Consider the following 13,851-nt stretch of genomic DNA (forward strand, 5'->3'; position numbering starts at 1 on the left):
TTGGAGGCGGGCCGTTTTTTTTTGCCTACGCAAATCCCGAGATGTTGAAGATCCTTGTGGGAGCGAGCTTGCTCGCGATAGCGGTTGATCATTCAAGATTGATGTCGACTGACCGGACGCTATCGCGAGCAAGCTCGCTCCCACAGTGGTTAGGGGTGGTTTTGAGGGAGATGTCTGTAGCCAAACACACTGATTCTTGAAGGACAAATCTCTAAAAACGTAGGCCAAATCTGATTTTCCTGTCCCTCCCTCAACACCCCTTGTTGCTCATGCAGAATCGCCCGCCTTCATTCTGCAGAGACACATCGGATGTTCGCTCCTGCCAATCAACCGCGTTTCACGTTGACGATCGACGGCGTCCAGATTGAGCTCAAGGTGCTTGAGTTCACGGGCACGGAAGCCATCAGCCAACCCTACCGCTTTGACCTGGAACTGGTCAGCGACCGGTCGGACATCGAGCTCGAAAACCTGCTGCATCGTCAGGCCTTTCTGAGTTTCGATGCACAAGGCTCCGGCATACACGGTCAGATCTTTCGCGTCGGTCAAAGCGACTCCGGGAAACGTCTGACCGGCTATCAGATCAGTCTCGTACCGCGATTGGCCTACCTCGGTCAGCGCATCAACCAGCGGATCTTCCAGCACAAAAGCGTGCCGGCGATCATCGCGCAGGTCCTCAAAGACCATGGCATCCAGCGCGATGCGTTCGAATTTCAACTCGGCAGCGACTACGCGCCTCGCGAGTACTGCGTGCAGTACGCCGAAAGCGACCTCGCATTTATCCAGCGCCTGTGTGCCGAGATCGGCATTCATTACCACTTCCAGCACAGCGCCGACGGGCATCTGCTGGTGTTCGGTGATGACCAGACTGTTTTCCCGCGCCTGCCCGAGCCGACCCTTTACCTGCCGGGCAGCGGCATGGCGGCGGATGCGCCAGCCATCAAGCGTTTCAACGTACGTCTGGAGACTCGTACCACGGCGGTCACCCGTCGCGATTACGACTTCCAGAAGCCGTATCTGCAACTTGAAAATCGCGTCGACAGCGAACAGCGCCCGGTGCTGGAGGATTACCACTTTCCCGGCCAATTCACCGATCGCGAATACGGCAAACAACTGACGCAACGAGCCTTGGAGCGCCACAACGCGGACTTCCGCCAGGCCGAAGGTCGCGGCGACGACTCTGCCTTGGTCAGCGGACATTTCCTGCACCTTGCCGAGCATCCGCGTCAGGCGTGGAACGATCTGTGGCTGATCACCGGCATCGAACACCGTGGCCGACAGCCGCAAGTGCTGGAAGAGTCCGCCACCAGCGACGACCCGGATGATTTCCAGGGTTATCGCAATACCTTTCTGGCGACACCGTGGGATGTTTCGTTTCGTCCATCCCTGGGGCCGGAAAAACCACGGATGCTCGGTTACCAACCTGCCGTGGTCACCGGTCCGGTCGACAGCGAAATCCATTGCGACGAGTTCGGCCGGGTAAAGGTCCAGCTCGCCTGGGACCGCGACGGTCAGCTCAACGAACATTCCAGTTGCTGGCTGCGCGTGGCTACCGGTTGGGCCCACGACCATTACGGCAGCGTGCTGATCCCGCGAGTCGGCATGGAAGTGCTGGTGGGTTTCATCGACGCCGATGCCGACAAACCGCTGGTAATGGGTTGCCTGCCCAACGCCGCAACACCGGTGCCACTGGATCTGCCCGCCGACAAGACCCGCAGTATTTTCCGCAGCCAAAGTAGTCCGGGCGGCGGCGGTTACAACGAATTGCGCATCGAGGATCGCAAAGGCGCCGAGGAAATCTACCTGCGTGCCCAGCGAAACTGGACTCAGCATGTGTTGAATGATCAGCAGGTGCAGGTCGATAACCAGCGCAGCATTGTCGTCACGGGTACGGCTCGTCATGAGCTGAAGGCCGACGAGCAGCGCATCACCCACGGCCAGCGTCAGGCCGAAGTGAAGCTCGACGATCACTTGGTGGTGATCGGCGACCGGCACATTCGCGTGACCAGCCAGGCGCTCAATGCCAGCCAGCAATTCCACGTCAGCGCCGGTCAGCAAGTGGTGATCGATGGCGGCGCCAGCGCGACGATTCAGGCGGGCGGACAGTGGATCAACATCGGTCCCGGCGGGATTTTCAGCAGTGTGCCGATTCAGGTCGGCGGCGCACTGATGCCGCCGATGGCGGCCGCGCCCGTGTCGCCGAATACGCCGTTGAAACTCGTTGCCGCCCCGGCTGCCTTGCTGAGTGCCGCACAGATTATGAGCCTGCAAAGCGACGCGCCGTTCTGCGAAGAATGCGAGCGCTGCAAGGAGGGTGTCTGTGCAGCCTGATTGCTTGTCGCCCCACGCCTGGCTGGAACGCCAGCCGCTCAAACCTGCCGAGCAGTTGTTTGCGATTTTCGGCAACGCCAGTGCTGCGCAGCCGTTCAACGCCTGGCAACGCTCAACGACGGCACAAGCGCCGAGCCCTATCTGGGCGGACACCGCGTATGCCGAGTGGGAACCCGTGATGCCCTATGTCGGAATCGTCGCCGCTGGCAGTGAGTTTCTGGAGTGGGTCGCCACGAGCGAGTCTTGTGACTGGGGTTGGCTGGCGGTTTCTTCTGCGCCTCAAGAAGCGCTGGTGGAGCATCTGCGCAGCCTCACTCAAGTGCTTTTGCCCAACGGTAATACGGTGTTTTTCCGGTTCTGGGATGGGCGTTATGTGTTGCCGATTCTTCAGTCGGCCGACGTTAACCCTACGCAATTAATGCCGGTGATTGACCGCTGTTTGATCAATGGACAGCCGCTCGATATCGGCGGCAGTGCATTGAAAACCTCCAGGGTTTTTCCGTGGTGGGAAGTGTCCCAGTCGCTGCTCGAAGACCTCGCCACCGAATCCGCGACAACGCGCATCAACAACTTGATCAAGTGGTTGAGCGAGGACCGTCCTGATCTCTTTGAGGCGTTCTCGGAGCCAGTATTGCGGCACAAAGTCGCGATCTTTCTGCAGGCGCCGGACCTCCCTCAAGCACCGAAACATGACTTGGTGGATTACCTGATGGCGGAGCTGAACTGATGGATCAGATCGTACGGATCGAGCAGGAGCTCGACGGTTTTAAAGACACGTTGGTTTTGTATCGCGAGCAGCTTGGCGAATTCTTGAGCCGAAATGCGGACAAGGTCAGCCGGGCGATGGACATGCCTTCGCTGATGGGCATGGAGCGGCAGATAAGGCTTGGCGATTCGACGACAGCGGTGAGTAGTCGCGACGATGATTTTTTCTCGGGTTTGGCGCGATGTCCAGCGAACGGAATTCTGGAGATCGAGAGTAAGTTTGAATCGGTTTATGACATTCCATTGGGGAATATTTCGGTCGATGTTATTGCCAGCGATGGCGGAGAGAGCAAGTCAGTCACGCTCGATGAAAACGGTAAAGGACAGTTCAACGGCACAGCCGGCAAGTTCTATCGCATTCATGTCCAGAGTGAAGTTTCATCGGATCAAATTGAGGATCTGTTCTCCTCTTACGATGGCCTGACCAAAGAGCTGGAGAGCTGGCTGCGCAAAGAGTGGGAAGGCTTCAAACCGCAGTGGTCGCAGTCGGCTTTTGCAGCTGCGGGTAATGGAATGCTCGCGGGAAGTTGGGCTGCGATTGTCGGTGTGTGGGACAGCATCAGCCTGCTCTCGGACATTCTTCAGGATCCCCTAAAGTTCGTTGACCGCCTGGGAAGTGGTGCTGCCCAACTGGCCGACCTGGCAGAAAAATTTCCGGCAACGATGGAAAAGGTCCAGCTGCTGGTCAGCGATGAAGCGGCCCTCTGTTTGTTGCTGCGCACGGCCAGCCTTTGGTTGGAGATGCTGCCCCCCAGCGAAATCGCCGGCAAAACTGCCGAAGCGTTTTCAACCGTGGTGGTGCAACTGCTCATCGATATTCTTATCGGGCTTGTTCTGACTTTTGCGGGCGCAGGCGCAGGCGTTGCCTATTTGGGGATGCGCCTTGCCAACTACGGCGCCCGAATCGTCGACGCTGTTGTGGGCTTCGTCAAAGCCATCTTCAACATCATTAACAGCTTCCTTACCTACGTTGACCGCTACAAAAAAGTGGCCGCACGCGGTGTAGCGGCAGGCCTGAAAAAAGGTCGCATGCAACTGCGCTGGGATGCCAAGCGCAACACCACCCTCAAGCAAAACGAACCCCACGACAACGCCCCGGATCAAGCGAAAAACCCCAACGGCGACAGCGCCGATTCCGTCGATAAAACCGCCACCAACAAATGCCCGGTCTCGATGGTCACCGGCGAAGAACTGCTGACCCTCACCGACGGTTCGCTGGACGGCATCCTGCCGTTCGACTTCACCCGGCTCTACCGCACCAGCGCCGCCGAGATCGATGTCGGCCTCGGATTTGGCTGGAGCCATTCGTTATCCCATCGGCTGGAAATCGACGGCGAAACGGTCATCTGGATCGACCACGAAAACCGACGCACCACGTTCCCGCTGCCGAGCAGCGCACGCCCGGCAATCCACAACAGCCTCTCGCGCGCTGCGATTTACCTCGGCAGTGAACCCGAAGAGTTGATCCTCGCCCAGGCCGGCGACGAGGCACGTTTCTTCCATTTCCATAATGGTTTTCTGACAGCGATCAGCGACGGATACGATAACCGTCTACGCATCACCCGCGACCGCCATGACCGCATCCAGCGCCTCGACAACGGTGCCGGCCGCGCCTTGCTGCTGCGTTATGAGCGCAGCCATCTGGTCGCCGTCGACTATCAGGTTTTTGTCCCGGCCCAAACCCTCGATGAAGCCTGGAAGACCGAGCAAACACTGGTCGGTTACCGCTACGACGAACGCAATCGACTCATCGAAGCCACCAACGCCGCCGATGAAAGCGAGCGCTACGATTACGACGATCAGCACGTCATTCTCCAGCGGCAACTGGCCGGTGGGGCGAGTTTCTTCTGGGAGTGGGAAAGGTCCGGCAAGGCCGCCAGATGCATCCGCCACTGGGCGTCGTTTGCGCAGATGGATGCGCGGTATGCCTGGGATGACGAGGGCAGCGTCACCGTCCACAACATTGATGGCAGCGAAGAGGTTTACGTCCACGACGAGCGGGCGCGGCTGGTGCGCAAGGTCGAGCTGGACGGCGGCGAACACCTAAAGGCTTACGACGACCAGGGGCGTTTGATTGCCGAGCAGGACCCGCTCGGCGCCGTCACCGAGTACCGCTACGACGAAGTCGGACGCCTCGTGGCGCTGATTCCGCCGGAAGACGAGCCGACGTCCTACGAGTACCGCAACGGTTTCCTGCACGCGCGCTATCGCGGCAAAGCGGTGTGGAAATATCAGCGTAATACACAGGGCGACATCACCGAAGCGACCGACCCCGACGGCCACGTCACCCACTATCACTACAACGAAAAAGGTCAGCTGCTGTCGATCCGCTACCCGGACACCAGTCGGCATGTGTTCGTCTGGAATGGCCTGGGGCAATTGGTCGAAGAGACGTTGCCGGGCGGTGGTCAGCGGCGGTTTTCTTACGATGCGCTGGGGCGGCAGATTACCCGGCAGGACGAACATGGCGCGGTCACGAAGTCGCAATGGGATGCCGTTGGCCGGCTGATCCAGACGACGCTGCCTACCGGTGCCAGCCGTGCTTTCAGCTACAACGCCTACGGCAAGATCACCGCCGAACGCGATGAACTGGGCCGGGTCACTTGCTACGAATACGTCGACGGTCTGCACCTGGTCAGCCGCCGCCTCAATGCCGATGGTACCCAGCTCAAGTATCGCTACGACAACGCGCAACTGCTTCTTACCGAGATCGAAAACGAATCTGGCGAAAAATATCAGCTGGACTACACACCTGGCGGATTGATCCGACAGGAAACCGGTTTCGACGGCCAACGCACGGCGTACGCCTACGACCTCAACGGCCACCTGCTGGAAAAAACCGAGTTTGGAGACGATGGCTCGCAACTCGTCACCGCTTATGAACGAGACTCGGCAGGGCGGTTGCTGGGCAAAACACTGCCCGACGGCATCAAGGTCGAATACCGCTACGACAGCCTCGGCCGACTGGTCGGCGTCGATGACGGCCACGACCATCCGCTGGAATTCGAGTACGACCAACGAGATCGGTTGATCACGGAGCATCAGGGCTGGGGCACGTTGCGCTATTCCTACGACGCCTGCGGCCAGCTCAACCGCCTGCGCCTGCCGGACGGCAGCAAACTCGATTACCACCACGCCAAGGGCGGCGCGCTGACCGCCATCGACCTCAATGGCGCGCGGCTCACCAGCCACCAATTTACCTACGGCCGCGAACAGCAACGCCAGCAAGGCCAACTGCTCAGCGACTTTGCCTACGACGATCAGGGCCGACTGAAATCCCACGCTGTCAGCCATCAGCAACAACCGTTGTATCGCCGGGATTATGCCTACAGCGCCAACGGCAATCTCGACAGCATCACCGACACTCGCCACGGCCAACGCAACTATTACTACGACCCGCTCAACCGCCTGACCCGCGTGCGCCACACCCGCGACGACCCACCGGAAACCTTCGCCCACGACCCCGCCGGCAACCTGCTGATGCAGGACCGACCCGGTTTGGCGACCGTTAAAGGCAATCGCCTGCTCATGCAGGGCGACCGGCATTACGACTACGACGCCTTCGGCAATTTGATTCGTGAACGCCGCGGCACCGCGCAAAAACTCGTCACCGAATACCGCTACGACTGCCAGCACCGATTGGTCGGCGTCACTATGCCGAACGGCCACTGCACCAGTTACCGCTACGACGCCTTCGGCCGCCGCATCGCCAAAACCGTCGACGGCAAAACCACCGAGTTCTTCTGGCAAGGCGACAACCTCATCGCCGAAAGCAGCCGCGAACACTACCGCAGCTACCTCTACGAACCCGGCAGCTTCCGCCCCCTGGCCATGCTCGACGGCAAAGGCCCACGCAAGGCTTGCCCGTTCTACTACCAACTCGACCACCTCGGCACGCCGCAGGAACTGACCGATTTTGGTGGCGAGATCGTCTGGTCTGCGAAGTACAACGCCTACGGCAAGGTCACGCGCCTAGCGTTGGGCGGGGGTGAGCACCTAGAGCAACCGTTGCGGTTTCAGGGGCAGTACTTTGATGCCGAGAGCGGCCTGCACTACAACCGGCATCGGTACTATGATCCGGAGGTTGGACGGTACCTGACGCCGGACCCGGTGAAGTTGGCGGGTGGGCTGAACCAGTACCGGTACGCGCTGAATCCGACGGGATGGGTTGATCCGTTGGGGTTGAGCGGGAATTGTCCGCAGTCGGGTAAGCCTGGGTGTGGGGCGCCGGATGATACGACTGGGGTTAAGGTTGATGAGGGTGAGCCTGAGTTACCGAAGCTTAAACTGACTGCTGCGGAGCTTGCCAAGAAAGAAGTTAAAAGATTGAACGATAGTCAAGGCATGCATATGGTTGGAAAACATGACCCTGAAGTTCCTCGTGCGGCTCATATTCAAAGGGCAATTGATGGTACGAACCCTATTACGGGTAAGACACCTCGGAATAAGAAAGGTAATTCCAGCTCCAGATTTCACAGTTGGGAAATCATGCTCAAAGCCTACAACCTCGGAACAACACGGACGGAGCAAGGGCTAACACGTTTTACGGGAAAAGATTCCCAGAAGGCCGATATTGTGAGGATGAGACTCCCTGGCGCGGGAGAGGGTTATATACCTAATCCAAAGTCGGAAAAAAATCCGAAATTGATTCAAATGGATGGATTTGAAATGAAGTTCGATCCTGTAACTGGCGTGCCGTTTACGCTATATCCAATTAAATAGGTGAGAAATGTTTATTGATCCAGATGATGGGCAACCATACCTTCCGACCCCCGCATTTTTTTTGGGGGGAGTTGATATTTATGATCGTGAAGAAACGCTAGGGGAGGCTCTTGAAAAACTTGATCCTAATGACCCGGCTGATAGAGAAGAGATAATACTTAAATACTGCTTGCCTACAAGAAAGTCATACCGGCACAAATTTTTTATTTATAAAAGCTTGGAGGAAGCTCTTCAGGATAAAGATTATGATTTTCAGTCGCTGCTGGCGTATGACCCTGAAGAATATTCGTCTTTCCCTTGTGGTTGGGATGAGATGGAGAACACCAGAGCTTTTTTCGAAGATATTTTTCGATTGGCAACTGTGGAGTGGAAAGATGATCTTCACAAAGCGGGTCTTGAAGATCAATCCACTTGGTAGATGAGGGCTCTGAACCAGAGCGAAATTTCTGGGCAAGGTCGTCGGAAGTTTCCTTCATGTCGCGGCGGTTTCCATGAACTGGTGTGAAATGTTCTCAATCGATAATCTCTGGTGGTCACTGAAAACTCAGTGGCGGGGTGTAGGAACCCTTTAAGACTAGAGAGGACGCTTTGGCGTCGACACCTGAATTGCGGCCATCAACATGCGTCCGTAAGATCAGTTGCGGCGGCTGTGCGCGGGCACGCTTCGGTGTGGTCGAGTTCTCTGGTCTCGATATTCCTACCCCGCGTATAGCTGCCACCCAAGCCTGTAGGAAGGCCGATGGTAGCGCCCATTACTACCAGAGGTTTCAATTATGAAAAATCTTCACCCCGATCCACCCTACGAAAAACCAATCCCCCACCCCGACAACCGCTTCATGGCCCTCACCAGCAACTGCACTGACATGCCCACGCTGTTCGTCGATACCCACGCGCCGCTCGATGTTTTATACGACGCTGCTAACTATCGAATTCGCGCCGTGACCCAGGTGCTTGAGAACCTTTCGATGCGCGGTTCGGTTGAGTGTGAGTCGTTCATTCTTAGTGATTTTGCGTTGCTGTGTGCCATTCCGTTGCGGGATGGGTGTGATGTGCTGGATGTGATTGGGCGGCGGTTGCGGGCTCGGCCTTCGGAATAAGGGCTGGATGGCTTTTGTGGCGAGGGGGCTTGCCCCCGTTTGGCTGCGGGAGCAGTCGCCAAACCACGCGCTGCGGTGTGTCTGACAACCCTGTGGTGCTGGGTTTGGGGCTGCTACGCAGCCCAGCGGGAGCAAGCTCCCTCGCCACAGGTTTTTGTGTTGGCATAAGATTGCGTGGCGGTGATTGGCCGCTCAGCTGCGAAGCCCTGACGTTCGGCGCCGTACAAGGTAAACTTCCCGGCCTTCGCAGGAGCAATCATGAATTATCGTCACGCCTTCCATGCCGGCAATCACGCCGATGTGTTCAAACACCTGACTTTGACCCGCCTCATCGCCCTGATGTCGCGCAAGGAGCAGCCGTTTGCCTATCTCGACACTCACGCCGGCATTGGTCTGTATGACTTGCAGGGCGATCAGGCGAGCCGTACCGGTGAGTACCTGGAAGGCATCGCGCGGTTGTGGGATCAGCCGGATCTGCCGGACCTGACCGCCGATTACATGAAGGTGCTGCACGACATGAACCCGGATGGTCAGTTGCGCTATTACCCGGGTTCGCCTGAGTTGGCGCGGCGTCTGACGCGGCCGCAGGATCGGGTGATGCTCAACGAGAAGCACCCCGAGGATGGCGTGTTGCTCAAGGACAACATGGCCGGCGACCGTCGGGTGAAGGTGCATCTGGGCGAAGGCTGGCATGTGCCGCGGGCGATGTTGCCGGTGCAGGAGAAGCGGGCGGTGATGTTGATTGATCCACCGTTTGAGCAGCTCGATGAGATGCAGCGGTGTGCGGCGTCGCTGAAAGAGGCGATTGGCCGGATGCGCCAAACCGTGGCGGCGATCTGGTACCCGGTGAAGGACCAGCGCATGTTGCGTCGTTTTTATCAGGATCTAGCGGGCACGGGCGCGCCGAAGTTGTTGCGCGTGGAGTTGCTGGTGCATCCGCTGGATACGCCGAACAGTCTGAACGGGTCTGGGTTGGCGATTGCGAATCCGCCGTGGGGGCTGGAAGAGGAATTGCGTGAGTTGCTGCCGTGGTTGTCGAAGAAGCTTGGGCAGACCCAAGGTGGGTGGCAGATGGATTGGTTGATTGCTGAGAGTTGATGGCTGATCAGATGGATTGATGGCGTCTGATCGGACGCCTTCGCGGGCAAGCCCGCTCCCACGGGGTTTCATGTCGATCACAAGAGTGTGGTGAGACATGGATCCTGTGGGAGCGGGCTTGCCCGCGATGCTTTTAGGGCCTGAAAGATCAGATCGGGCAGGTCACGCCTGTACCGCCAATCCCGCAATACCCTTCAGGGTTCTTCGCCAGGTACTGCTGGTGATACGCCTCGGCGAAGTAGACCGTCGGCGCTTCGTCGATTTCAGTGGTGATTTCGCCTTTCCCGGCCTTGGTCAACTCGGCCTGGAACACGTCCTTGCTGTGCTTGGCGGCGGCCAGTTGCGTCGGGTTGGTCGCGTAGATCACCGAGCGATACTGCGTGCCGATGTCGTTGCCCTGGCGCATGCCTTGGGTCGGGTTGTGCAATTCCCAGAACATTTTCAGCAGCTCTTCGTAGCTGACTTTTGCCGGTTCGTAGACCACCAGCACCACTTCGCTGTGGCCGGTCAGGCCCGAGCAGACTTCTTCGTATGTCGGGTTCGGCGTAAAACCGCCGGCGTAACCCACTACCGTGCTGACCACGCCTTCACGTTGCCAGAACTTGCGTTCCGCACCCCAGAAGCAGCCCAGGCCGAAGATCGCGAAATCCACGTCCATCGCAAACGGGCCCAGCAGCGGGGCGTCGTGCACGAAGTGTTTTTCCGGGAGGTTCATTGGGGTTTCGCGGCCAGGCAGAGCTTGTTCTTTGGTAGGGAGCACGTTTTTGTTCACCAGTATTTCCGAGCGCAAGACCATCATCAGTCCCCTCAGTCAGGTTGAATGTGAATTGTCAGACACGCAGTTTGCCCAATGCCGGCCGGTTACGCACTACCCGTGTGCCCCTGTGGGAGCGAGCTTGCTCGCGATAGCGGTGGATCAGTGACATGGATGCTGACTGACACGCCGCCATCGCGAGCAAGCTCGCTCCCACAGGGGTTGGGGGTGTTCCACAGGGATTTGCGGTGTTATGTCAGACGATCGGGCCGCGCGGGTAGCGCTTGAGCTTTTCGATCAGCTCGGCGCCGGGGATTGGCCGGTCGAACAGGTAACCCTGGCCGACGTCGCAGCGGTGACGACGCAGGAACGCCAATTGCTCGGCCGTCTCGATGCCTTCCGCCACGACCTTGAGTTTCAGGTTGTGGGCCATGGCGATCACTGCGGAGGTGATTTCCATGTCGTCCTGGTTGTCCGGGATTTCGTGGATGAAGCTGCGATCGATCTTGATGATGTCGATCGGGAATTTTTTCAGGTAACTGAGCGACGAATAACCGGTGCCGAAGTCGTCCATGGCCAGGGTCAGGCCCAGGCGCTTGAGCTGGTCGAGCTGCAAGTGGGTGTCTTCGGTGGCTTCCAGCAACAGGCCTTCGGTCAGCTCCAGCTCCAGCAGGTTCCCCGGCAGTGCTTCTTCCTTGAGGATGTTGGCGATGGAGGCCACCAGGTCCGGGTCAGAGAACTGCTTGGGCGACAAGTTGATCGCCACTTGAAGATTGCCCAGGCCGGCGGCGGTCAGGTCTTTGCTCATGCGGCAGGCCTGGCGGGCGATCCATTTGCCGATGGGGATGATCAAGCCGGTTTCTTCGGCGACGCTGATGAACTGGTCCGGGCGGATCATGCCTTTTTCCGGATGGTTCCAGCGCAGCAGCGCTTCCATGCCCAGCAGGCGACCGCTGCGCAGGCACAGCTTGGGCTGGTAGAACACGTCCAGCTCGTTCTGGGTCAGGGCGCGGCGCAGGTTGTTCTCGACGAACAGCTTGTAACTGGCCTCGGCGTTCAGCGCTTCGGTGAACACCTGGACCTGGTGTTTGCCGTTGGCCTTGGCCTTGTGCAGCGCCAGGCCGGCGTTGCGCATCAGGGTCTGTGGATCGCGACCGTGCAGCGGCGCGCAGGCCAGGCCCACGGAGCCGGTGACGCTGATCAACTGGTTGTCGACGAACATTGGCTTGTCGAGGGTCGCCAGCAATTGGTTGGCGACGTGCTGGCCCATTGCGAGGTCGGTGTTGTCCAGCAATACGGCGAATTCGTTACTGGCGAACCGCGCCAGGCTGCCGCTCGGGCTCAGGCTGTTGCGCAGGCGCCGGGCCAGGCTGATCAGCAGTTTGTCGCCGGTCTGGTGGCCGAGGCTGTCGTTGATGCGTTTGAAGTTGTCGATGTCCACCAGCAACAGGCTGATCGGCGTATCGCTGTCTCGGGCGAAGCGCTCGTCGAGGTTGCGGATGAACGCCGGGCGGTTGCCGAGGTTGGTCAGGTTGTCGGTGTAGGCCAGGCGCTCGATGCGCTGCTGGGCGAGCTTGGTCTGGGTGATGTCTTCGTAGATGCCGATGTAATGCGTCAGCTCACGGTTGTCGCCGTAGACCTTGGAAATCGACAACTGGCCCCAGTAGGGTTCGAGGTTTTTACGGCGGCTCTTGAACTCGCCCTGCCAACTGTTGCTCTTGGCCAGCGCCGAGGGCGCGTCGAACAGCAGCTCGCTGAGATTTTCCAGTGCCGGCAGTTCCGACAGGCGCTGGCCGTGGACTTCTTCGGTGGTGTACTGGGTGATCGCCGTGAAGCTCGGGTTGACGTATTCCACCACGCCATCGCAATTGACCAGCAAAAAGGCGTTGGCGCTTTGCTCTACCGCACGCTGGAACAAATGCAGGGCACTGGTGGCGGTGCGGCGGTTGTGATTGTTGATGACCTGAGCGAACTGATCGGCCAACTCGCCAGCGAAGGCGATTTCATCCGACTGCCAGGCGCGAGTCGCGCCGGTCTGTTCCAGGCACAGCACGCCGACCACCTGGCCGTCGACACGAATACTGGCGTCGAGCATCGCGTTCACATCGCGCGGGCGCAGGCTCTCGGCCATTTCCCGGGTGCGTGGGTCGCGCATGGCGTTGTGGGCGTCGATGGCGCGGCTGCTGTGCAAGGCGTCGAGGTAATCGGGGAAGCCGCTGACGTCGATCGGGTCCGGCAGTTGGTAATCCCCGGAGGCGCGGTGATAGGCCGAGATCGGCACCAGCAGCGAGCCTTCGAGGTTCCACAGGCTGGCGCAATCGATTTCGTAGATATCGCACGCGCTACGGGTGATCAGTTCGGCGGCTTCTTGCAGGGAATTGTTGGTGCTGTAGCGCTGGCGGGTCAGCAGCAGAATCAAGTCTTGCTGGGCGCGCACCCGGTCCAGGTGCTGCAGTTGTTCCAGCTGGGCGCGCTGATTGAGCTCCAAGGCGATTTGCAGGCGCGAGTTCTGCGTTTCCAGGTCCAGCGACGGCAGCAGCGGTTCACCCTCGAACAAGCCGTCCACGACCATCAGGTAGCCGCGCAGCAGGTGTCGATTGTGTTGGCGGTAGGCTTCGCCGAGCTCGAGCAGGCTCAGGGAGCCCTTGGCGGTGTGCAGCTTGTAGCGGATCAGGTAATGCGGGCCGTCGCTGAGTTGCTGCTGAATCGCGTCGTGCAGCTGATAGCGCGCTTCGGGCTCCATCAGGCTGGCGTAAGGTGAGTCGACCAGGGCACAAAGCTCCACGGCCGGCAGACCAAACTGTCGTTCGCAATTGGGATCGAGAAACAGCAGTGCCCAGCTAGCTTCATTCAGCCGTTCGAAACGCAGCATGCCGAGCCGCGAGGGCACAGGCAATTGCGTCACTACCTCGGCCACCATACGGCTGGCGGCATCGGGTTGGCTTTTCATTGAGGGAAACTCGCTTCGAATGTGCTGATCGCGCCGGGCTCTCGCCCTCTTTACTGTTGCCTGCGGCAAGGTTGCATCATTGCGACACTGACTGACAAGAGACATGAAGGCCAAGTGCTATAAGAATATGTCGGCAG

General features: G+C 58.9%; 8 protein-coding genes. 6 read left to right on the top strand and 2 right to left on the bottom strand.

Annotated features, from left to right (window positions below):
- Positions 1-309 precede the first annotated feature (309 nt).
- From ACA053_RS02220 to ACA053_RS02245, 6 genes are all read left to right on the top strand, one after another.
- Positions 310-2,328 (top strand): type VI secretion system Vgr family protein, encoded by a 2,019-nt coding sequence (locus tag ACA053_RS02220; RefSeq protein WP_497394443.1) that lies wholly within the window; start codon positions 310-312, stop codon positions 2,326-2,328.
- The gene (locus ACA053_RS02225) at positions 2,318-3,055 is read left to right on the top strand and encodes a DUF4123 domain-containing protein (RefSeq protein WP_497394444.1); all 738 of its coding nucleotides are present in this window, start codon (positions 2,318-2,320) and stop codon (positions 3,053-3,055) included. Before ACA053_RS02220 ends, ACA053_RS02225 begins: the two co-directional genes overlap by 11 nt.
- Positions 3,055-7,815, top strand: a complete 4,761-nt coding sequence (locus ACA053_RS02230) for an RHS repeat-associated core domain-containing protein (protein ID WP_497394445.1) — start codon at positions 3,055-3,057, stop codon at positions 7,813-7,815. The genes ACA053_RS02225 and ACA053_RS02230 overlap by 1 nt, the downstream gene beginning before the upstream one ends.
- A gap of 7 nt (positions 7,816-7,822) precedes the next feature.
- Positions 7,823-8,233, top strand: coding sequence for a hypothetical protein (locus ACA053_RS02235; protein WP_403103123.1), 411 nt, complete (start codon positions 7,823-7,825; stop codon positions 8,231-8,233).
- A gap of 355 nt (positions 8,234-8,588) precedes the next feature.
- The gene (locus ACA053_RS02240) at positions 8,589-8,912 is read left to right on the top strand and encodes a hypothetical protein (RefSeq protein WP_497394446.1); all 324 of its coding nucleotides are present in this window, start codon (positions 8,589-8,591) and stop codon (positions 8,910-8,912) included.
- Positions 8,913-9,170: 258 nt separating this feature from the next.
- Positions 9,171-10,010: a 23S rRNA (adenine(2030)-N(6))-methyltransferase RlmJ gene (locus ACA053_RS02245; RefSeq protein WP_497394447.1), complete on the top strand. Its 840-nt coding sequence runs from the start codon at positions 9,171-9,173 to the stop codon at positions 10,008-10,010.
- A 148-nt stretch (positions 10,011-10,158) separates the two neighbouring features.
- Here the strand turns inward: ACA053_RS02245 and msrA are convergent, their stop codons facing one another.
- A complete protein-coding gene (gene msrA, locus ACA053_RS02250; protein WP_497396114.1) occupies positions 10,159-10,806 on the bottom strand; it encodes a peptide-methionine (S)-S-oxide reductase MsrA in 648 nt (215 codons plus the stop codon).
- 214 nt (positions 10,807-11,020) lie between these two features.
- Positions 11,021-13,714, bottom strand: a complete 2,694-nt coding sequence (locus ACA053_RS02255) for a putative bifunctional diguanylate cyclase/phosphodiesterase (protein WP_497394448.1) — start codon at positions 13,712-13,714, stop codon at positions 11,021-11,023.
- Positions 13,715-13,851: the final 137 nt, after the last annotated feature.

The organism is Pseudomonas sp. LBUM1672 (genome assembly GCF_059695655.1).

Bases quoted from the DNA above. Each gene is read 5' to 3' on its own strand.
- ACA053_RS02220 (WP_497394443.1), top strand. From the start codon at position 310: ATGTTCGCTCCTGCCAATCAACCGCGTTTCACGTTGACGATCGACGGC.
- ACA053_RS02230 (WP_497394445.1), top strand. From the start codon at position 3,055: ATGGATCAGATCGTACGGATCGAGCAGGAGCTCGACGGTTTTAAAGAC.
- ACA053_RS02235 (WP_403103123.1), top strand. From the start codon at position 7,823: ATGTTTATTGATCCAGATGATGGGCAACCATACCTTCCGACCCCCGCA.
- ACA053_RS02240 (WP_497394446.1), top strand. From the start codon at position 8,589: ATGAAAAATCTTCACCCCGATCCACCCTACGAAAAACCAATCCCCCAC.
- ACA053_RS02245 (WP_497394447.1), top strand. From the start codon at position 9,171: ATGAATTATCGTCACGCCTTCCATGCCGGCAATCACGCCGATGTGTTC.
- msrA (WP_497396114.1), bottom strand. From the start codon at position 10,806: ATGGTCTTGCGCTCGGAAATACTGGTGAACAAAAACGTGCTCCCTACC.
- ACA053_RS02255 (WP_497394448.1), bottom strand. From the start codon at position 13,714: ATGAAAAGCCAACCCGATGCCGCCAGCCGTATGGTGGCCGAGGTAGTG.